This window comes from Neisseria sp. HMSC068C12 (assembly GCF_001814095.1).
In the GTDB taxonomy this organism is placed as follows: Bacteria; Pseudomonadota; Gammaproteobacteria; order Burkholderiales; family Neisseriaceae; genus Neisseria; species Neisseria perflava.
This window is the reverse complement of sequence record NZ_KV814779.1, coordinates 1-23,020: the sequence shown is the minus strand read 5'-3', so window position 1 is coordinate 23,020 and position 23,020 is coordinate 1. Positions and strand designations below refer to the sequence as shown.

Genomic DNA, 23,020 nt, shown 5'->3' with positions numbered 1-23,020 from the left:
GAAGCGGGGAGTCAAATGCAAAGTCAGTCTCTGTTTCATCAAATAATACTTTGATACCGAGTACGGCATTGACAGGATTACCGATAGCTGCTGCAACCTTACAGGGAATACAGTGACCATGACCAGAAGTAACTACCCCACCATCAGAACCTGCTCCGCTGCCCCCGCCAAAACCACTGACCATCTTTCGTGAAGGCAGTCTAACACTAGGCAAACCTGGGACCATTGAAGCGAGCGAAACCACATCAGATACAGCATCAGCCACATTAGCTGCAGCAGAGTCAGGAGCAACCAAAGAAAGGGCACTAGAGGCAACATCGGCCACCATCTCTATCACATCTACCGGCCCGGCTGCATTAGTCAGCGGCTCAGGCGGATTGGCAGAACCTTGAGACACCATGGCAGGTGCAGAAGGCTGAGGAACAAGAATACCTATGGTGTTACCGGAAGAGGACATGCGATTACTCCGTCGAAATCCTAATTAATCTACAAGTAGAAACCTCAAAACAAGGAACCTCAATCACTTTCTGAGGACTTTGAACACATTATTTTGCAAAAATTATAACAAACAATAAGCTATAAATAAAACTGTATTTGATAAACTTTATTATCTATAATATCATATAGTAAGCGCATATTTTTAAAGATTATTTACATTTCTTTAGTTATTATTTCAAGTGGTTTAAATTTATATTTATCAACACATCAAATTATGCTAGAGTACGAGTCTTAGCAGTTGTATCTAATTAGCAACTTGGGAATCTAAAAACTCTTCTCTTGTGATGACTACTTATGTTTAAGCAAAATGAAGTCTATTTTTTTGGCAAACTGAATCAATCCCGTGATTTTATTTTCTCCGAGAATCTTCAAACTCATGATAGATTCTTTTGGGATAACTGGTTTAACCGATGCTCCGGCCAAAACAAATTAATTTCATTCACTCGAAAAACATATTCCCCTTTGCAAATTTGGCTATTTTGCATCAAATTACCCGATGATCTTATTTATACTGGTATGGCTGCTGGTAGTTCTGATAAAATTGGCAGAAAATACCCATTTGTGTTATTTTATAAACCTAGCTCTATTCCCGAATCACTTGATTCTCTTTTTTTTCTTTTAAAGAAAAAAAATTCCTTTCGCAAGATATTAAAAGAAGGGGAATATTGTATCGAAGATTTTTACAGTAGTGATACAACAGAGAGCTCTATCCTCTCTGAATCCTTTCACAACTTTTTATCTGATTCAGACGGCATTGGTAGTTTTTGGCAAGAGATTGAAAGCGGTTACCACATAAAACATGAAGGCCTCCCCTCATGCTCACTGTTTAATAAGTTATTTGGATTATAAGTAGATGAACACATTTCCTCGATGGGACGAGCCTATCTCTATCGACAGTCCCGAAGGTGTAAATATCGAATACGATAGCCGCTTTTTAGAACTACAAAGCGTAGCTGAAGGCAAACCAGAACAACAATATGGTGACACGATTATTCCGGCAGAAGAGGCCGACTGGGCAACAGTAGAAAAGTTGTGCAATCAATTGCTAGCCGAGTCTAAAGATTTACATGTCTTGGCTTATTATGCACAAGCTCTTACTGCCAAACATGGACTCGTAGGGTTCTACGCTGGCTGCGAAGCAATTAGAGCTAATATAGACTTATATTGGGAATCCATTTACCCCAAACTTGAAGATGAAGACGGTGAATTTGATCCCTTTTACAGGATCAATGCCCTTAGCTCCTTTACTACACTTGATGGCATCATCAAAGAGATTCTTGCATCTAAATTATTGATAAATGGGTTAACTCAACAACCAATTACTGTCAAAGAAGCTGTTTCCATACTACAAGGAAATGATTCACAAAATTATCCAGGAGGTAAAGAGCGGCTAATGCTCGATATTAGAGTAAATGCCGATACAGGGAAACCTGAATTAACTGCATTAATTCAAGCATTGGACTGTCTGAAAGACATCCAACGCATTTTCTCGTCTAATTTACAGGATGAACACTCACTTGATTTTGATGTTATTCAGAAACCCCTTACCCTAATTCACAAAGCCATCAACTATAATGATGGGAGCACTCCCTCAGTACAACAGACAGAACAGCCTGAGTTACCCTCTGAAACTAACAGCTTGGCTATTACGCAAGAACAATCTATTCAAGAGGCTGATGCATGGCGCCGTCTGAATATTAAAAATCGCGCTGATGTTGATCTGGCTTTAGAGAAAATCTGCATTTATTTTGAAACTCTTGAGCCCAGCCACCCTGCACCACTGTTTATCCGCAGAGTGCAACGACAAATGAATATGAACTTTTATGACATCATGAAAGATATTAGCCCAGAAAGTATTGTCAATTTAGAAGTTTTAATTGGCAAACCAGATGAAGATACAGCAAATTCCTAAAATTAGTAAACCTCATCCACAATTTCGTAAATATCTTTTAGATATACAACATTATTAATTATCCTAAGGTTATAACCATGTCACGAAATAAATCATCAGGTCAAAAGTTTATTGCCCGCAATCGAGCTCCTCGCGTGCAAATTGAATATGACGTAGAGTTGTATGGCTCAGAGAAAAAGATTGAACTGCCTTTCGTTATGGGTGTTATGGCAGATTTGGTTGGTAAACCTGTCGAGCCACTGCCTGACTTGGCCGAACGAAAATTCTTAGAAATTGATGTAGACAATTTCGACGAACGCATGAAAGCCCTTAAACCTCGTGTCGCCTTCAACGTAAAAAATACATTGACAGGTGAAGGGAATTTGAATGTAGAACTCGAATTGGAAAGCATGGATGACTTCTCACCGGCTGCGATAGCTAAAAAAGTAGCACCTCTAAATGAGCTTTTACAGGCACGTACAGAACTGTCTAATTTACTCTCATATATGGATGGTAAAAGTGGGGCTGAAGAACTAATTGGAAAAGTCTTAGGAGACAGCGAATTACTAAAAAGTCTTGCAGCCGCGCCCAAATCAACATCCAAAAATGAACAATAGTCTCTAATAAAACTAGAAGTGAAAGTAAATCATGGCTGAAAAACAATTAGATACCCTAGAAAATGGCAGTTCGCAACATGTGTTTGCAACCAATGAATTTGAACAGCTGCTTCAAAAAGAATTCAAACCTAAAACGGAAGAAGCTAAAAGCGCTGTAACTAATGCAGTCGCAACATTGGCTCAGCAAGCCTTACAAAATGTCGTCACCATTTCAGATGATACCTATCAAACCATTGAAGCAATTATTGCCGAAATTGACAGAAAGCTTTCTGAACAAATCAACTTGATCTTGCATCATGAGGACTTTCAAAAGCTTGAAGGTGAATGGCGCGGCCTGCATCATTTAGTGACCAATACCGAAACAGATACTTTACTGAAAATCAAAGTATTACCTATTTCCAAAAAGGAAGTTGCTCGTAATTTAAAACGCTTTAAAGGTACGGCTTGGGATCAAAGCCCACTCTTTAAACGTATTTATGAGGAAGAATACGGCCAATTTGGCGGTGAACCCTTTGGTTGCTTAGTAGGTGACTATTATTTTGATCACTCTGCCCCTGATGTAGAAATGCTCAATAGTCTTGAGAAGATTGCAGCGGCTGCACACTGTCCATTTATTGCTGGTGCATCTCCCAAATTAATGCAAATGGAGTCTTGGCAAGAATTAGCTAATCCGCGCGACTTAAGTAAAATTTTCCAAAATGCCGAATATGCTCCATGGCGAAGCCTGCGTGAATCCGAAGATTCACGTTATATCGGTTTAGCCCTGCCTCGTTTCCTGTCTCGCCTGCCTTATGGTGCCACAACAAATCCTGTAGACGAATTTGACTTCGAAGAGGAAACAGAAGGTGCAGATCACAATAAATATACTTGGGCCAATGCTGCTTATGCAATGGCAGTAAATATTAATCGCTCATTTAAATACTATGGTTGGTGTACCGCTATTCGCGGTGTGGAATCAGGCGGTATCGTTGAAAATCTTCCCTGCCACACATTCCCAACCGATGATGGTGGTGTAGACATGAAATGCCCAACAGAAATCGCCATTAGCGACCGCCGAGAGGCAGAATTGGCTGCATTGGGCTTTATGCCATTAATTCATCGCAAGAACACGGATTTAGCTGCATTTATCGGTGCGCAATCTTTGCATAAACCATCTGAATATTATGATCCAGATGCTACCGCCAATGCACGTTTATCTGCTCGCTTGCCTTATTTATTCGCATGCTGCCGTTTCGCACACTACTTAAAATGTATTGTTCGTGACAAAGTTGGCTCATTCCGCGAACGTGATGACATGGAACGCTGGTTGAACGAATGGATTATGAATTATGTAGATGGAGACCCTGCCAACTCTACGCAAGAAACGAAAGCACGCAAACCATTAGCTGCTGCAGAGGTAGTTGTAGAAGAAGTAGAAGATAATCCAGGATACTACACTTCTAAGTTCTTCCTGCGTCCTCATTATCAACTTGAGGGGCTTACCGTTTCTCTACGCTTGGTTTCCAAATTGCCTTCGACTAAACAAGAATAGTCAGGCTTAGTTTATTTAGTTGGGTATATTTAGTGCCCTGTTGTTAAATCGCTTGTATTTTTTAACTAGGAGAGTAAAAAATGGCTATTGATATGTTCATGAAAGTTGAAGGTGTAAATGGCGAATCAAAAGATTCTAACCACAAAGACTGGACTAACATCGAAAGTTTTGACTGGGGTGCAGAGCAACCTGGTTCAATGACTAGCGGTGGTGGCGGTGGTGCCGGTAAAGTCAATTTCAATGACTTGACCGTAGTTGCTGCTATCGATAAAGCAGCTCCAACCATTTTGAAAAACTGCGCTACTGGCCAACACTTGAGCAAAGTAGAAATTTCTGTATGTAAAGCTGGTGGTGAACAAATTGAATACTCACGCACTACATTAGAAGATGTCTTAGTGACCGGTGTGAAATTCATTGGCGTACAAGACAATGATGCTCTGAAAATGCGTTATTCATTCCAAGCTGCAAAAGTGAAAAACCAATATTGGGAACAAACCGATAAAGGTTCTAAAGGTGCTGAAGTTCAAATGGCCTTCAATATCAAAGAAAACAAATCTGCATAATTGATATGTAGATTTAATTAAAAAAGCCTGACTTAAAAGGCGTTTTTAAGTCAGGCTTTATATATAAATGTTTTCACTTTTCAGACGGCACTACTTAACTGAAAAATTAATCTTGTTTTTAACTTCTATTATTCATCTTTATAAATTAAATAAGGGATCATTGAAATGGATTTGAAGACTAAATTATCAGAGATGATTGAGCTTGTACGTTCAAATCCTGACAATCAAGAACATCGTTTAGCACTGATTCAATATCAGTGTCTGTGCGCAAAATGGGAACAGGCTTTAAAACAGATTGGACAATATCAAAAACTGTTTCCTCATACCCAAAAACCTTTAATGCTTTATCTTATTGAAAATATTTCTGCTGAAATGCGGCGTCAGGCAGTTTTGGAAGCCCAACAAAAACCAAAAACACTAGAACAACACGCAAGCAAACTTGATATTCTTCAAAAGCAACTCTCTTTAGTTGCCCATGTTTCAGAACAGAAAAATAAAGCCCTTGTCGATGATTATACTGTGCTATCTGAGAATATAGAAGGCTCGCCCGTACATATTACTTACCTTTTAGCAGATAAATCAGTTTCCGAGATTGATAGTGACTGGATTATGGATGGAGACGTACGTACCGCCTTCGTTTATGAATATTTCTATCAAGGTCACTACTACTGGCAAACATGGAATTCTATTGAAAATATTTCTTTCAAGACACCAAGTTCCTTACTGGACATCATTTGGAGGCCGTCTGAAATCAAATTTACTAATGGTGAATGTATTCAATGTACCAGCCCTGCTCGTTATGCTGTTATGCCTGGTGAAGAAACAGCATGGTCAGATCTACTAATGAAATGTTCACAAACTGACTGGATAGAAATAGCAGAGCAACTCTTTACAGGGGTTGGTCAAAAAACTTTGTATACCGACAACCATGATTTTGGCCTTTTAGATATTTGTAATATTAGATTTGAACAAAATCATTAAAATCTATCCATCTTTCAAACCCAACAATTAAACATGTCGCAATTCAAAAATCAACTGTTACCCTCTTTATTTGACAGACTAACAGATGAAGAGCCACGCAGAAAAAAAGAGGCACGCTCCGATCAGGTCATTAATCTTGATCAATATCGGCAAGCAGTACTGCGTGATATTCTTTATCTACTGAATACATGCAACATGCAAGCAGAAACTATGGGGATTGACCTAACTGAAAATGTACGCTCTTCTACATTAAATTATGGTATCCCTCCCCTTTCTGGTATTAATTTTTCCGATATTGAATGGCAAGATGTGGAACAGAATATCAAACAAGCCATCATCGATTTTGAACCGCGTCTTGAAAATAAGACTCTACAAGTGATCGTAAATACCTCAGACGATGATGACGATGCTTTACACAATAAACTCATTATTGAAATCAAAGGTTACCTGAAACTCAATCCTTATCCTAAAGAATTCTTGCTCCGAACCAGCATGGATGTTGAAACAGGATTGTTTGACTTATTAGATGGGGGAAATGGGGCTTGAATAATAAATTACTGTCTTACTACAACAAAGAGCTAACTTTTCTAAAGGAAATGGGTAAAGAGTTTGCAGCCCAATATCCTAAGATAGCCTCAAGATTAGCTTTAGATACAACTGATATTCCTGACCCCTATGTTGAAAGACTCTTGGAAGGGGTAAGTTTTCTTACTGCACGCACCCAACTTAAACTGGATGCGGAGTATCCTCGTTTTGTCCAAAGAATCTTAGAAGTTGTTTATCCTGACTTCATCAATCAAAAACCGGCTGCAGCTATTGTCAATCTAGAGCCTACTAATCAATATAACGCTGATGTGATCAATCTACTGGAACGAGGAAAAATATTAAGGTCTCTGCCTATTGATGAATTTAGAGTAAGTTGTCCATTTTCTGTAACTAAAACTACTGAAATTCTGCCACTTCGTATTGAAAAAGCCAAATATACTGACTCAATAGGTTATTTACCAAACGCACTCCCTGCACTCAAACAATCCTCTGGTAAGAAAGTACAATCTGCCTTGCGTTTGGATTTTTCATTGAGCGTACCAGGTACATGTTCAGAGATGTTGCCAGATGAATTATCTATATTTTTGGGTACAGAGCTTTCCAAATCATCTTCATTGCTGTTTCTATTGGCTTCTGAATGCGTGGGTGTTGTTTGCCACAGTTACGAAAATCCAAAACAATGGTATTACCCATTACCTACTACACCAGAACATCGTGGTTTTCGAGAAGATGAAGCCTTATCATTTAATTTAGATAAATCGGTGAGTGCATTCCGAATTATGCAGGAGTATTCACGCCTACCGGAAAAGTTTCTATTTATTTCTCAAAAAAATATTAAACAAGCCGTCCAACAAGCCGAAAAAAAAGGACACTTACCTAAAGTACCTGAACATTTAGAGGAAATCGTAAACGATAAGGGAGTCAATAAAAAAATTATTACTTATCGTAAACGCTATTTTAGTCTTTCATTTTTATTCAGTAATAAAATACCTGAATTAACTGAGCTGATCGGTGTAGATGATTTCTCTGTAAATGCCGTACCAGTCGTCAACTTATTCAGAAAAAAAAGCTCACGCTTTCCGGTAAATATTCAAGATCAGGAGTACCATGTCGTTATCGACCGTACCCAGCCCCTGAATTATGAAGTCTACGCTATCGAGCAAGTAAAAGGCTTTGATACCAACAACCTTCAAACCGTAGTATTTTCACCAATGTACAAAGCACCGGATATAGGACTCTTTCCTGAGTCCCAAACTCAACATGCTTATTTTTCTGCTCGTCGTGCTGATAGAGTACCATCCGAAAACTCAGCTAAAAATGGTTTTCGCTCTTCCTATTTAGGTAGTGAGGTATTTTTATCTCTTGCTAATAATCAGAATTACGCCTTTAATTCAAACATACAACACCTTTCTGTCGATACTTGGTGTACAAGCAGAGATTTGCCTCTAATCATGCCTCGAGACGGAGAATCTGACTTTCTTATTGAGGGATTTTTGCCAGTCAAATCAATTAAACTGATTTCTAAATTAACAAGGCCTCAAGAAGCAGTAAGTGAAGATAGGACACTTTGGTCATTTTTAAATCAATTGAGCTTAAATTACCTATCGCTCTTGAATACTGATAAAGAAGATGCGCCTGTTGCTTTGAAAGAGCTTTTAACAGTATTTGTTTCTTCTGAAAGCGATTTACTGAAAAAACAGATTGAATCAATTACACGAGTTGAAACCTCAATTATTAACAAAGTAGTCCGTCATTATGGAGTTGCAGCCCCTATCAGAGGAATCAACATTACCATTACACTAGACGAAGCTCAATTAGGCGGCGTCCATCCTTTCCTATTTGGATCAGTTTTAAACCATTATTTCCGACGTTTGGTGTCTATTAACTCATTTGTACAACTGAGAATTGACACGCTCCAGCAAGGTCATATTGCTACTTGGCCGTCTGAAATTGGAGAGAGAATGATTATATGAGTCCAGTCAACCCTAAAACAGATTTTGGTGACTCATTAGACAATGCTTGGGATGAAAAACTTACAGTCTTTTTAAATAAAGTTTCCTCTCAGCCGTATAAGTATGATTATTTTTCACTCTTGCGCCAGCTTGAGTCCGTTAAATTTATTACTGGTGGGCAAATATTAGGCAAAGCTATTAGCCCCAAAATGGAGAAAATAAGGATCCACCAAAATCCTTCGCTTACTTTTGCCCCACGCAATCTCCAATCGGTAACCTTATCACCACATTATGTAGAAATTTCCATTAATGGATTTGGTCTGTTTGGCCCATCTGGCCCACTACCTCTACATTTAACCGAGTATGCTTATGAACGCCAACATCAACACGGTGACCGGGCATGGGCAGGTTTTGCAAATATGTTGCAACACCGTCTGGCTATCTTATTCTATCGAGCATGGGCTAATGCCCAAAGCATTACATCTTTAGATAAAAATGCTGAAGACCGCTTCGGAAAATATATTGCCAGTTTTAACGGCCTTAACATTCCGACCACACATAACAAAGGCTTAATTCACGAATTTGCCAAACGTTATTTTTCCGGTCTATTGATAAAACAAAGCCGATCTGCAGTCAACCTGCAACAACTGCTCACTCGCTATTTCCAAGTTCCCGTTAACATTCAAACTAACGTGGGGTACTGGGTTAAGGTTGAAGAAGAGAAAACGCAAATTGGGATTATGGGTAACTACACACTTGGTGATGGTTTACTACTAGGTGACAAACTCTATGATGTGCAAAGTAAATTTCGGATTATTATTGGCCCACTTACCTTACCAGCCTACCAATCATTCTTTAAAGACGGTATTAATACAGCCCGTTTACGAGAATGGGTTCGTTTATTTGCCGCAGAAGAATATGAATGGGACATTCAACCTATTCTGATGCAAAAAGAAGTTCCACTGATGGATTTAGGAGGGAACACTCAACTCGGCTTATCAACTTGGCTGGGAAATGTTTCCCGAGACGCAGAAGACTTGATTGTCAGCAATCATTAATCGGCTTTTCAGACGGCCATCGTCGATAAAAGCTTTAGAAAACTATTTTTGGACATATTTGAAATAATTTAACTAAGGACGTCTTATGTCAAACATCAGCCGCAGCGTATTATTTGGTAAGTTAAATACTACTTTGTATAAAACTTTGGAAAATGCCTATACCTTCTGTCGTCTTCGAGAAAACAGCTATGTTGAATTAGTACACTGGCTACACTCTCTACTTCAAACTGAAAAAACAGATATCTTCTGCCTGATAAATCAGTTTAACTTAGATGAAGTCAAAGCACGAAAAGATGTATTGGCTGCAGTAGAAAAATTACCTGTTGGTGCTACTGCCGTTATTGACTTCTCCGAACATATCCAAACCCTTGTCGAACAAACTTGGACATACAGTTCACTAAAATTTGGTACAGACAAAATCCGTACAGCTCATATTTTCTATACCATGCTGCAAAATAAGACTTTACAGGGTATTCTGGCCAATATTTCATCTGAGTTCCTGAAAATCAAACCGGAGACATTGGCAAACAATATTATTGCTATTACTGCTAACTCTGAAGAGAATCTTGATGTTACCCAGAATGCCTTATCTTCCGAGCCTAATGCTACCCACAAAGAAAGTGCCTTAGCTAAATACGGCAGCAATCTTACCGAAAAGGCTAAAAATGGCGAAATAGATCCAATCACAGGCCGTGACACTGAAATCAGACAAATGATTGACATCCTAATGCGTCGCCGTCAAAACAACCCGATTCTTACAGGTGAAGCCGGTGTTGGTAAGACTGCTGTGGTTGAAGCTTTGGCATTACGTTTAGCTGCCGGAGATGTTCCGCCTGGGTTGAAAGACGTTCAATTAATTCTATTGGATATCGGTTTGCTCAAAGCTGGTGCCAGTGTTAGCGGAGAATTTGAATCACGCCTCAGAGCAGTTATGGATGAAGTAGAATCCAGCCCAACCCCAATCGTGCTATTCATCGACGAAATCCATACTTTAATTGGTGCCGGTGGAGCTGTCGGTACTGGTGATGCTGCCAACTTACTCAAACCTGCATTAGCTCGTGGCAAACTTCGTACTATTGGTGCAACCACATGGGCAGAATACAAAAAATATTTTGAAAAAGATCCTGCCCTAACTCGTCGCTTCCAAGTTGTACAAGTAGATGAACCCGATGAAGAAAAAGCCATCAACATGCTTAGGGCATTGAATGCTTCTCTAGAAAAACACCATAAAGTGATTATTCTTGATGAAGCAATCCAGGCTGCTGTAAAACTTTCTCACCGCTATATTCCAGCACGTCAGCTCCCCGATAAAGCTGTAGGCCTGATTGATACTGCCTGCGCACGTGTTGCAGTCAGCCAACATGCTGTACCTGGAAGCATTGAATATCTACGCAAGAAGTCAGAAGCATTAAAACTTGAGCAAGCAAATTTAGAACGTGAGAAAAAACTCAGTTTTGATTCTGAAGCTAGAATCACAAATATTGGTAAAGAATTAACTGAGGTTGAAGGCCGTCTGAAAAAATTAGAAGACAGATGGAAATCTGAAGCAGACTTAGTTGCCGAGCTATTGGCTGTACGTGAACAAATCATGCAGGTTGAACAAGAAACAACCGATGAAGAAAATAAACAGTTGCGTACCCGCCAAAAAGAACTGGTTACTAAATTGAAAAAACTGCAAGGCGTCCAACCTTTGGTTATGCCGTTAGTAGACAGTCGTACGGTTGCTGACGTTGTAGCAGACTGGACTGGAATTCCTGTCGGAAAAATGATGAAAGACGAGGTTGAGGCTGTATTACAGCTTGCTGATACCTTAAATAAGCGCATCATCGGCCAACGCCACGGTTTGGATGCGATTGCCCGCCGTATTCAAACTTCACGCGCCAATCTAGACAATCCCAACAAGCCTATTGGTGTTTTCATGCTTGCTGGCCCTTCCGGCGTGGGTAAAACCGAAACTGCACTGGCTCTAGCCGATACATTATATGGTGGTGAACAAAACGTGATTACCATCAACATGAGTGAATATCAAGAAGCTCATACTGTATCCACTTTGAAAGGAGCTCCTCCAGGTTATGTCGGCTATGGTGAAGGTGGCGTATTGACTGAAGCTGTACGTCGTAAACCTTACAGTGTTGTCTTACTCGATGAAGTAGAAAAAGCACATCCAGATGTTCATGAAATCTTTTTCCAAGTATTCGACAAAGGCTGGATGGAAGATGGCGAGGGCCGCTATATCGACTTTAAAAACACCATTATCATTCTTACCACCAACGTTGGTACAGATTTAATTATGGATATGTGTGATGATCCCGAAATGTTGCCTACTCCAGAAGGCCTAACTAAAGCCCTGCGTACTCCCCTGCTGAAAACTTTCCCAGCTGCTTTATTAGGCCGGATGCAAGTTATTCCTTACTATCCGCTATCCGATGATATGCTCTCAAAAATTGTTGAATTGCAATTAGACCGTATCGTAAAACGCATTAAAGATAATCATGGCATCGACCTACACTATACCCCTGAAGTGTTAAAACTAATCACTTCACGTTGTACAGAAGTTGAATCAGGTGGCCGCATGATCGATGCGATTCTTACCAATACGGTTCTACCACAAATCAGCCAAGAACTACTTACCTGCGCAACACAGGGGAAACAAGTTTTGAGCGTAAATATCGACGCAAGCAATCATGACTTCAATTACCAATATAAATATAAACTTAGAAAGAAAAATACTTTATAATTCTAAGTAAAATAAGAAATCTTAGTATTTCGATCGACAGTCATAGACCAACTAGTTCCTAAAATCTAGGCTGTCGATTAATTTAAAATTTCTATCATTAAATACAATCACTATTGATGTACCTAGGTAACCAAAATGCATGGAAAACTGATAAAATATATATCATTTGCAATGATATCTTTGATGGTAAGCGCATGCGCATCCAACCATAAACCACCAAAAGAATCTGACGAAAGTGGAGAAAAAATTGATGTACAAATCATAGTTTCTCCCGATGTCAATCCAAATTTAGTTGATCAACCTTCCCCCATAAGATTGGATTTATATCAACTGTCATCTGATGGTGAATTTAAAAAAGCAAACTATTTTGATCTTACTAATAATGCTAAAGAAACTTTAGGAGACAAATTAATTCAACAAAACCAATTCATGTTACACCCTGATACGGTTTCTGTATTACCTATCAAGATGGATTCTCATCTGAAATACCTAGGTGTTGTTGCCAGTTATCGTGATTTGGATAATAGTCAATGGAGATTAATTTTATTAAAACAAAAACAACGATGGTATCAGTTTGGGAAACACTATTTCTACGTGAATATTGGGAAAAATGAATTATATCAATTATCGAAATCAGAGATGCAAGAAATGCTAAAAGAATATAAAGAGCGCCATCCTGATGATCCGACTATCAAAGAAAATGGGAAAACTCGTAAGAATAATAGTGATCTGAGCAAAGGCATTTTCCGCGAGGAATAAATACTTATATATAAATAATTTGAGGTTGAATGCATGGCAATTGAAGCAAAAGTAGTTTGGTCGGAGGGAATCTTTATTACCCCACAGCATTTCCAGCAATTTGAACGTTATCTTGAGTCTGGATTACGTCAACTAGCTGTTTCTAAAGAAGGTTATTTTTGGGGATTTTCATCTTTAGTACTGGATTCAGACGGCCTCAAACATGGTGTTCTTGGTATTCGTGAAGCAGAAGGTATTTTTCCTGATGGTTCTATATTTGTGTTTTCCCAAAAACAACTTGAAAATTTAAGCTTAAAAGTACCTGCAAACATAAAAGATACCAAAGTTTGCTTAGCCATTACTCTGCCATCCTCTGTCAATAATGAGATTGACTTTCTAAATCAAAATTCTGCTCACTCTTACCGATATAAAGCATTTGAGAAAACCCTTGCAGATACAACAAACTCCGAATTAGACGGTCGCCAAATTACACTAGCAGATCTTAATCCTACATTGATTTTAGAAAATGATTTAACTAGCAATCAAACTGCCCTTCCTATTGCAGTTATCCGATCCAGTTCAGCAGACTTTGAAATCATTCTAGACGAATCATATATTCCACCTTCCCTAGGAAGCCAAAAGCAACAACACCTAAAAGCTTACATTTCAGAAATATATGGCTTATTAATGCAAAAAAGCAATAGTCTAGCTAACGCTGTAAACGACCCGAATACCGGAGGTTCTGTTGAAGTAATGGACTTTATGATGCTTCAGACCATCAATCGGTATCTGGCTTATTTGCATCATGAAAATGAAGGCGCTCGTCAAACTCATCCAGAACAATTATTTGTCAACTTATCAAAATTATGTGCTGATTTAATGACTTTCCTTCCTTCACGCAAGGTAGGAGATGTTCCTATTTATGAACACAATGATCTAGCATCATGTTTTGGTAAATTATTTTTTAACTTGCGCAAATCACTGTCTATTGTACTTGAACAAAGAGCAATTAGAATTCCATTAGATTTGCGTGATGAAGCAACCCGAGTCGCCCAAACTCCTGATCAAAGCTTACTGGATAAAGCTTCATTTGTCCTAGCCATCAAAGCTGATATGCCTAACGAAGCCTTACGCCAAAAAATTCCAAGTGTAGTAAAAATAGGTACTGTAGAAAAAGTTAAGGAATTGGTTGCTTACCATTTACCTGGAATTAAAGTTCATGCGTTATCCGTGGCACCAAGAGAATTACCATACCATAGTGGTTATGTTTATTTTGAATTAGATAAAAAACATGAATTATGGGATATGTTTGATACTTCCTCAGGTATGGCTTTCCATTTGGCTGGTAATTTCCCTAATTTAGATGTTGAATTTTGGGCGATTAAGTCTTTAAGTTAATTTGATTTAATTTGGAATTTCATTATGAATAACCAGAATAATACTGCAAACAACGCAGTAAATGTTTATAACCCTTTAATTGAAGCTGCTAAACCTGTTCTTATCTTGGCTAACTCTATGCAGCAAACTACTAGTCAATTATCTACTGACAGCCTAATTAATAAATTCTCTCTCTTAATTAATAATTTTGAAGAGAATGCTGAAAAAAATGGAGCTAAATATGATGCCATTCAGGCTGCAAAATACTGTCTTTGTACATTTGTAGATGAATTAGCAGTCCGTGCAGGCTGGGCTGATGAAACTTGGTCAAAGAATAGCTTATTAGTATCTTTTTACGATGAAACTTGGGGTGGAGAACGTTTTTTTGAAATCATTCAAAATTTGAAACAAGATTCTGATAAGAATATTGATTTATTGGAGTTTATGTATTTATGCCTACAATTTGGTTACAAAGGTAAGTACCAGGTTCTAAACAATGGGGAGCTTGAGATCGATAAAATTAAAAGGGACCTACTTGCCTTAATTCACAGTAAACGACCTGACCAAACTGCTAATCTTTTTAAACATAACCCGATTATTACAAATAATATTCAAAGGAAACGCAGGCTTGCTATTCCTTTATGGGTAGTAGGCGTATTAGGAGCTGTTGCATTAGGTGTAGGCTATTTTACAATGCAATGGTCATTAGGAGATAAATTCAATACAGCCAGTACAAAAGTAAACAGCCTCAAACTCCCTTCAGTAATCACCAAACAACAGGATACACAAAAAACAGTCCGACTACGGCCTTTATTGGAAAATGAGATTGCTAGAAAATTAGTATCTGTGGAAGATTTTCAAGACAGAAGCACTGTTACTATTTTAGGTGATGGCTTATTTGAATCCGGCTCTGCACAAATTCAAGACCAATATTATCCTGTTTTGGCTGCGGTTAGCCAAGCCTTAGATAGTGTGGAAGGACAAATTATTGTTACGGGATACACTGACAATCAGCCAATTCAGAGCTTAAATTTTCCATCCAACTGGCATTTATCACAGGCTCGGGCAGATGCAGTAAAAGAAATTTTATTGAATTACGTTAAAAATGGTGGAACACGCATCCGTTCTGAAGGGCGAGGCTCAACCGATCCTGTAGCACCAAACGATACTTTGGAGAACAGGGCTAAAAACCGAAGGGTTGAAATTACATTATTTACTACAGAAACTGGACCCAAACTAGGTAGCACAGTCGAAATAAAAAACAATACCTCCAATCCTTAACAAAACGGTAGTGCAAACACACAATAATCTATTTTAGATTGATACGGAAAAAATAGACATGAAAAAAATTATTTATTTTCTAGGTTCTCGCTCTTTATGGGTGATGTTGGGTATTACTGGCCTAATTATATTAGTATGGTTTATTGGCCCATTAATCTCCATAGGTGAAGTTCGCCCCTTAGTAAGCAAAACTATTCGTTTTGCAGTGTGTGCCACTATTATTGGTATTTGGTTGGCTAAAGCTGTATTTCGCCAATATCGTGAATCCCGACGAAACGCTGCTTTATTGAAAGAAATTCGAGCAGCCCAAGAACCTATTTTAAAAAGTGCAAATGATGTTAGCTCTATGAGCCGCCAGTTTGCTGAAATGGACAAAGTATTAAAGAATGCTAAATTTTCTAAATCTAAAAACAGTTTGTTGGCTAGACTAGAAGAAGGTCAATACCTCTATCAAATGCCATGGTATGTTGTCCTAGGGGCAGCAGGATCTGGTAAAACGACTGCACTCAAACGTTCTGGCCTTAACTTCCCCTTAGAGAGCACTTTGGGGACATCTGTAAGTGGCCTAGCAGGTACACGAGATTGTGATTGGTTCCTATCGGATGAAATAGTATTTCTCGATACAGCTGGTAGATTATCTTTACATGACAATCATAGCAGTAAAGATTCTAGTGACTGGGAAGAATTTGTAACGCTGCTACAACGTTACCGACCTAAACAGCCAATAAACGGAGTATTGGTTACTGTAGGCGTAGATGATTTATTGGGCGGAAAAACCAATATAACAGAAATCTCAGTAGAACTGCGTAAAAGAATCCATGAAATGCATACTAAATTAGGTATACATTTTCCAGTTTATCTTATGATAACCAAATTAGATTTATTGCATGGTTTTAATGAATTCTTTAACCATCTAACTGAAGAACAAAGAAATCAATATTTAGGGATTCCTCTATCTAATACAGAAGGAATGGAAACCCCTATCGCTACTGCTTCTAATGCCTTAGCAGATATTGTAGATAAATTACGCTCCTCTATGTTGGGTACTGTTCACCAATTAGAATCCACTGAAGACAAGGCTGCGGCTTTTGCATTCCCTGAGGAGTTCGAGCGTCTTAATCAGGCCGTACTTTCCCTATTTAAAGAACTGTCTAAATCTTCAAAATTTGAGCAACCTATCGCATGGAGAGGTGTTTATTTTTCAAGCTCAACTCAAACAGGACAACATCTCAACCCTATACTGGAAGGTTTGCAAAGTGATTTCCAATTATCTAAAAAATACTTGGATTCAAACCAGGCCTCTACTCAGAATAACGAACATAGCTTTTTCTTAAATAGACTATTTGCTGACGTTATTTTAAGCGAGGCAAATTTGGCTGGTGAGAATAAATCTTGGTTTGTCAAAAAACAAATCTTGTATTGGCTAGGTATTGGAGCTATTGCAACTGTAGTAATCGCATGTTTGACAATGATGTTGAATAGTTACTCCAATAACCAATCATATCTTGAACAGGTTGATAAAAAAGCAACTGACTTAGCTTCAGATGTAAAAAAATATACAGACGGCCCTGATTTACTTAAGGCTGTAACATTTGCTGAACAAGTTAGAGATACAACTACCAGTAAAGAAATTCCAGATTTATTATCCCCTCCGCTCAGCTATCGTATTGGCCTTTATCAAGGCAGCCAAATGAAAGATGTTGGGGAGTCAGCCTATTATAGAATTCTTCAAGACAACGTAATGCCATTAATCAGCTATAAGTTGGATGAACTTCTACGCACAGCTAATGGCTCCAACAATATTAATAGCTATGATGCATTAAAAGCTTATCTTATGATGTTCCACAAAGAACATTTTGATGCTGCTTTTATGCAAAACTGGTTAATGTCCAATTTGTCTAAAACAGAATCATCAGGTATGAGTGACCAACAAAAAAAATCTGTTGAAAAAGCTCTGAATCAGATTCTTTCAAAACAAAGCATTACACCAAGCGTTCCCTATGATGAAGAATTAGTAGAACGTCGTAGACAGGAAATTGCGCAAAGAGACATTGCAACCATGGTATTAGAAGATACCATAAATACAGTTACTCTCTCTGGAAAGGGAGGAGTTACACCTGTATCCTTTTCAAGTATGGGTGGAGTGCAAAGTCACTTGTTATTCCGACGTAAGACTGGTGGAACTCTGAAAGAACCTATTAACTTTATTTATACCAAAGAAGCCTACATTACTAAAGTTTTGCCTGCTATGGTTAAATCTGCAGAGCAGTTTTTTAATGAAGACAACTGGGTATTAGGTGACTATGCTTCTTTAAGTCAAAGCAAGGCATCTGTCCTTTCTGATGCCCAAAGAATCTATTTCAGTAATTACATCAAAGTTTGGAATAGTTATTTATCTGATTTGTCATTAGTAACACCAAAGTCATCACGAGAGAGTACTCAAATTGCTAAGCTGCTATCTGAAAAGAACTCACCTTTAGTCAATATTATTAAAGGAATTAGTGATAATACGACTTTAACTATTGACAAACGAATAACAGAAAAAGCTGGAAGCAAAATTACTGATTGGTTAAATAGAGCGGGACTCTCGAAACTCTTAGAGAGTGAAGAGGGGAATAATGTAAAGAATGAATTAGCTGCTTTAAAACAAGCAACTCCAGTCGATGATGCTTTTGCAGATTTCCATATATTAACTGAAACCACTAATGATCAACCTCCAGCTATTAATAACGTTACAGAAGCTATAAATGATTTATATGTTTATTTAGTTGCCGTTAATGTTGCTGTAGAAAAAGGAGTGGACTTACCACCTGATGATCCTTTCGTAAAATACAAGGCTGAAGTAAATAGACTGCCACCTCCCTTTCGCCAAATGTTAGATAACTTTTCTGAAATTATTCTGAAAAACACTAACAAAATTGTTGATGAAAAAATTTTATCTACTTTAGAAAAACAAATGGCCACATTGACTAATAGTTGTCAAGAAATACATCAACAAGGATACCCTTTCGATAAAGGATCGGAGGACAATGTCGCATTAGAGAGTTTCACCAGTATATTTGGTCCCAATGGTATCTACAGTAAATTTACCAACTTGACTGGTGAAGCTGCCGTATTGGCACGCTCAGAAAAACTGGAAACTTTAACTGCTAAAAATGATGCGTTTAAAGATCGTTTTGCAAAGCTAAATGATATAGCAGACATTCGACAAGGGTATTTTGATAAAGGATCAGAAACTCCTACATTCGACTTTTCAATTAAAGTTTTAATTCTTGATACCAGTTTAGAAAGTGTAAATATTTCATATGCAGGTAAGAGCTATGTATACAGCCATGGTCCTGTAAATCCTGTAACCTTTACTTGGCCATCCAAGAGTGAAAATGCTTTAGCTAAAATAGATATCTCATCTCCCCAAATCAACAGCGCAGGTATTAGTTCAACTGGGCCGTGGTCAATCTTCCGCCTTATTGAAAAAGGTAAAATTATTCGCCAAACAGGAAATACCACTGTTGTCGAATACAATATTAAAGGAAAAAATCTTATACTTGAATTTACTACTTCTACTGCCTTTAATCCATTTAATTTAAGTAAATTACGGAATTTTCAGTGTATTTAAAAGTTTCAATAGAGATGTAAATAATATTATCTAAAATATCACTTCCACATATTTTATCCCTATTTAAAATATAGGATAAAAATACTTCTAACCGGAATATTGGTTTAAGATTGACAAGGAGTTTCCCGAAATGAATAGAACTATCGTTGCTCATACGCCTTTGGGATCACAACTATTATTCAAAAAAATGCTTGGAACAGAATCCGTTTCAAATCTGTTTGAGTTCAATATTACATTGGTCTCCCCAAACCCAAATTTACAAGGCAAAGATATTATTGGTCAGTTTGTAACATTGGAAATTGATACTGAAGCAAGCAGTCCTCGTTACCTAAATGGTCTGGTTACCGATTTCGGTTATATTGGAGAAGATGAGGACGAGGAAGGTTATCATGCCTATACTTGTACCACTCGCCCATTCATGTGGTACCTCACTCAAAATACAGACAGCAGGGTTTTCGTTGATAAGTCCGTATTAGATATCGCTAATGAAGTCTTAGCACCATTCGGATTCCCATACCAGATAAAATGTCAAAAAGGGTATCGAACAAGAGGCTTTTGTGTTCAATATCAAGAAAATAGCTTTGATTTCTTAAACCGCCTATTTGAACAAGAAGGTATCTACTATTATTTTGCCCACAGTAACGGTTCACATGAGCTGGTTATTACTGATGATGTCGGTGTTTTAGAAGCTATTTCATCCCCTAACATCCCCTACCACTCTCGAAATACTGCACCAGGGGCACCAAATATCGCCTATATTGATATTTGGGAAGAACGAGATGCTTTAAAATCTAGTCAATTTGTTACTCGAGAATACAATTATAAAAATGCTAAAGTACCGATGATGTCTTCAGACTCAGTTCATGACTTTAATTCGGTATCTATGGAACACTATGACTTCTACACAGGTTTTAGTGATGTGGCAGAAGCACAAAATTACAGTCAGGTTCGTAGTGAAGATTTGAAAAGCCAAACCAAGATTATTACTGGCTCAGGCACTGCACTGACACTTGCTCCAGGTTATACGTTTATCCTGAGCAAACACCCTCATGCATCTTCTAATACCGAATATACTATTTTAAAAGCTGATTATGATTTCGAAGAGGCAGGCTATACGTCTGGAGACCGTATTGGCAAATTTAGAATTTCATTCCGCGTATTACCTAAATCTTATCCATACCGCCCTCCTCTTAAAACTCCCAAGCCAAAAGTTTTAGGGACACAAGCAGCTACGGTAACAGGACCTGCAGGTGAAGAGGTCTACACCAATGAATATGGCGATATTAAAGTCCAGTTCCACTGGGATCGCTATGGAAAAATGGATGAAAACAGTTCCAACTGGGTACGAGTAACTCAGGGCTCTGCTGGTGCTGGCTATGGCTCTATTAATACACCACGCATTGGCGAAGAAGTACTGGTTGATTTTATTAATGGCGATGCTGATCGACCCATTGTATTAGGCCGTCTGTATAACAGCGCAATGTCGCCACCATGGGGATTTCCTGCTGCAGCTAAGCAATCCGGTATCAAGAGTAAAAGTTTTAACTCTCCATTAGCCAACTTTAACGAACTGATGTTCAATGATACTGCTGGGTCTGAAATGGTCAACTTCCAGGCACAGAAAGACTTGACCTCACTTGTTAAGAATAATGAAACCCGTAACGTCAACAACGACCGAACCACTACAATTGGTAATAATGAAACTGTAACAGTAGTAGGTGATCGAGCTAAAACCGTTCAAAAAAACGAAACTGCCTCAATTACCCAAAACCGTACCAAATCAGTCGGCCAAAACGAAACTTCCAGTATTACCCAAAACCAAAGCATTAGTGTTGGCCAAAACCAAAGTACTTCTGTGGGTAAAGATCAGAGTGTTTCTGTCGCTAAAAATCGAACCCATTCTGTTGGCCTCGATGAAAACATTGGCATCGGAAAAAATCAGGCTTTAACCGTAGGCTTGGATCAAAACGTTTCTATCGGCAAAAATCAAGCATTGACCGTTGGTGCCAATCGTAACAAAACCATTGTATCCAACGAGGTAAGCAGCATTGGTGGCAATAAGCAGGAAACCGTCAGCCTAAATGGTATGAGCAACGTTGGTATCGGACAAATGACCAACATTGGCGCTGGCTATATGCTAAACGTCGGAGGTGGTTGGATGACCAACGTTGTTGGTGCCGAAATGCATAGCGTTGGCCTAGTTATGGGACTTAATGCAGGTTTAAATATTGGCCTTAATGCCGGCAATAAAATTACCTTATCTGCTGGGAGCAAAATTACCCTTCAAGTAGGCAACTCAATGATTGTAATAGATAAAAATAAAATCTCTATCGTTAGTAAAAAAGTTAAGATCGTTGGCACTAATGTAGTAGATATGGATGGTAAAAAAGTCGATATCAACTAGAAGAAAAGGTATATAAATGTTCGAATTGGAGAACTTTACCTGCTTTCATACGCAGCAATTTAAAAACATCGACCAGTTAGATCGAACATATGATGTCGTAGTTGCTAAAGTCAGTTATGAGTTTGAAATCGATCCTGTAACTGGAAAAACCGTACTTAAGTTTGCCCAAACGCAGACGCCTCTTACATTTGCAGATACTTTTTACGGTGAACCATCTCAAACTTCAACTCAGTTTGAAAGCGACTTCTGCCTTTATAAACCTAAAACTGATTTAGTGGTCAATGCAATCGCCTATGCACATGATGACACTCCCGCTCGGCAACTTGCTGTAGCGGTGAGTGTTGGCGATTACCAAAAAAGTCTGGCTCTTACTGGCGAGCGCTACTGGGTAAGAGAGATAGCCGGATGGTCTCTAAGCGAACCAGATCCTATTCTCTCCTTGCCCATCCGCTATGAATTTGCCTTTGGCGGTAGTGCAGTTGAAGACGATCATGAGGGGCATCAGCAAAATCCTGTCGGTATTGGTTATTATCCCAAATCCCAACTCAAACAAAATGGGTTCAAAAGGATATTAAAGGCTCACCAGATTTATGACCCAAGCCATCCGGTACGAGATCCTGCTGAAAATGTTGCTCCTGAAGGATTTGGCTTTATGCCCCGTTATTTTGCGCAACGGGCACAACATTCAGGTACTGCCGATGCAGAATGGATAGCTAACCGTGCACCTTTATTACCAAAAGATTTTTCTATGGCTTATTGGAACGGTGCTCATCCTTCCCTTCAATTGCCACATCTAAAGCCTAACCATATCTATACACTAGGATTTACCGGCATGGTACATTCCTTTCAAGCGCCCAATCAGTACTTTACTGTCGAACTACCGGTAGAGACTGTATTTGTACATGCCCATACCGCATCTAATATGTCTTTGTGTAAAGACATGGTGTTGGATACCGTACTCGTTGATGTAGAACAACGCCGCATCGACTGTACATACCGGACTTCTTTTGCAGAAGAGCTGGAAATTTCTGCATGTCAACTCAGGTTTATTGCTCGACATGAACGGGCAGAACAAATCGCAGCCGCAGTTGCATGCCATACTTCACAAGACAAATTTATCCCGATACCGCCTTCTCTTGCGGCACTCGCGTAAACAACTAAAAGACCGTCTGATTATCAACCGATTGTAGCCAATTTTTCAGACGACCCCATCCCCCCAACAGGAGCACC

16 protein-coding genes and 1 pseudogene are annotated in these 23,020 nt (G+C 38.7%); 16 read left to right on the top strand and 1 reads right to left on the bottom strand.

The features are described 5' to 3' along the window. A pseudogene (locus tag HMPREF2952_RS00890) lies at window positions 1-457 on the bottom strand (sugar-binding protein); the annotation flags it as partial. Window positions 458-792: 335 nt separating this feature from the next. Between HMPREF2952_RS00890 and HMPREF2952_RS10785 the strand changes: the two are divergent. The 16 genes from HMPREF2952_RS10785 to HMPREF2952_RS00815 all read left to right on the top strand — a co-directional run bounded on the left by HMPREF2952_RS10785 (window position 793) and on the right by HMPREF2952_RS00815 (window position 22,943). Continuing rightward, window positions 793-1,347, top strand: coding sequence for a TagF domain-containing protein (locus HMPREF2952_RS10785; RefSeq protein ID WP_049337065.1), 555 nt, complete (start codon window positions 793-795; stop codon window positions 1,345-1,347). Between the two features lie 4 nt (window positions 1,348-1,351). Further along, the gene (tssA, locus tag HMPREF2952_RS00885; protein WP_049337063.1) at window positions 1,352-2,410 is read left to right on the top strand and encodes a type VI secretion system protein TssA; all 1,059 of its coding nucleotides are present in this window, start codon (window positions 1,352-1,354) and stop codon (window positions 2,408-2,410) included. Window positions 2,411-2,487: 77 nt separating this feature from the next. Next, on the top strand, window positions 2,488-3,006 hold the full coding sequence (gene tssB, locus HMPREF2952_RS00880; RefSeq protein ID WP_004520044.1) for a type VI secretion system contractile sheath small subunit: 519 nt from the start codon (window positions 2,488-2,490) through the stop codon (window positions 3,004-3,006). 31 nt (window positions 3,007-3,037) lie between these two features. Next, window positions 3,038-4,537 (top strand): type VI secretion system contractile sheath large subunit, encoded by a 1,500-nt coding sequence (gene tssC / locus HMPREF2952_RS00875; RefSeq protein WP_004520043.1) that lies wholly within the window; start codon window positions 3,038-3,040, stop codon window positions 4,535-4,537. 80 nt (window positions 4,538-4,617) lie between these two features. Next, window positions 4,618-5,100 (top strand): Hcp family type VI secretion system effector, encoded by a 483-nt coding sequence (locus HMPREF2952_RS00870; protein WP_003761730.1) that lies wholly within the window; start codon window positions 4,618-4,620, stop codon window positions 5,098-5,100. Between the two features lie 165 nt (window positions 5,101-5,265). Next, window positions 5,266-6,081, top strand: coding sequence for a type VI secretion system accessory protein TagJ (locus HMPREF2952_RS00865; RefSeq protein WP_004520042.1), 816 nt, complete (start codon window positions 5,266-5,268; stop codon window positions 6,079-6,081). 33 nt (window positions 6,082-6,114) lie between these two features. Beyond that, complete coding sequence (gene tssE, locus HMPREF2952_RS00860; protein ID WP_004520041.1) at window positions 6,115-6,627, top strand: type VI secretion system baseplate subunit TssE; 513 nt, start codon at window positions 6,115-6,117, stop codon at window positions 6,625-6,627. After that, a complete protein-coding gene (locus tag HMPREF2952_RS00855) occupies window positions 6,624-8,600 on the top strand; it encodes a type VI secretion system baseplate subunit TssF (protein WP_049337059.1) in 1,977 nt (658 codons plus the stop codon). Before tssE ends, HMPREF2952_RS00855 begins: the two co-directional genes overlap by 4 nt. Next, the gene (gene tssG, locus HMPREF2952_RS00850; RefSeq protein WP_004520038.1) at window positions 8,597-9,637 is read left to right on the top strand and encodes a type VI secretion system baseplate subunit TssG; all 1,041 of its coding nucleotides are present in this window, start codon (window positions 8,597-8,599) and stop codon (window positions 9,635-9,637) included. The genes HMPREF2952_RS00855 and tssG overlap by 4 nt, the downstream gene beginning before the upstream one ends. Window positions 9,638-9,722: 85 nt before the next feature. Continuing rightward, window positions 9,723-12,374, top strand: a complete 2,652-nt coding sequence (tssH, locus tag HMPREF2952_RS00845; protein ID WP_004520037.1) for a type VI secretion system ATPase TssH — start codon at window positions 9,723-9,725, stop codon at window positions 12,372-12,374. Between the two features lie 135 nt (window positions 12,375-12,509). Next, the gene (tssJ, locus tag HMPREF2952_RS00840) at window positions 12,510-13,133 is read left to right on the top strand and encodes a type VI secretion system lipoprotein TssJ (protein ID WP_004520036.1); all 624 of its coding nucleotides are present in this window, start codon (window positions 12,510-12,512) and stop codon (window positions 13,131-13,133) included. Window positions 13,134-13,166: 33 nt separating this feature from the next. Further along, window positions 13,167-14,510 (top strand): type VI secretion system baseplate subunit TssK, encoded by a 1,344-nt coding sequence (gene tssK / locus HMPREF2952_RS00835; RefSeq protein ID WP_049337057.1) that lies wholly within the window; start codon window positions 13,167-13,169, stop codon window positions 14,508-14,510. Between the two features lie 24 nt (window positions 14,511-14,534). After that, window positions 14,535-15,770: a type VI secretion system protein TssL, long form gene (tssL, locus tag HMPREF2952_RS00830; RefSeq protein ID WP_004520033.1), complete on the top strand. Its 1,236-nt coding sequence runs from the start codon at window positions 14,535-14,537 to the stop codon at window positions 15,768-15,770. A gap of 58 nt (window positions 15,771-15,828) precedes the next feature. Continuing rightward, window positions 15,829-19,386 carry a type VI secretion system membrane subunit TssM gene (gene tssM / locus HMPREF2952_RS00825; protein ID WP_049343522.1) on the top strand — a complete coding sequence of 1,186 codons (3,558 nt, stop codon included), beginning with the start codon at window positions 15,829-15,831 and terminating at the stop codon, window positions 19,384-19,386. 130 nt (window positions 19,387-19,516) lie between these two features. Then, complete coding sequence (gene tssI, locus HMPREF2952_RS00820) at window positions 19,517-21,790, top strand: type VI secretion system Vgr family protein (RefSeq protein WP_004520031.1); 2,274 nt, start codon at window positions 19,517-19,519, stop codon at window positions 21,788-21,790. Between the two features lie 16 nt (window positions 21,791-21,806). Next, window positions 21,807-22,943: a DUF2169 family type VI secretion system accessory protein gene (locus HMPREF2952_RS00815; protein WP_004520030.1), complete on the top strand. Its 1,137-nt coding sequence runs from the start codon at window positions 21,807-21,809 to the stop codon at window positions 22,941-22,943. Window positions 22,944-23,020 lie beyond the last annotated feature (77 nt).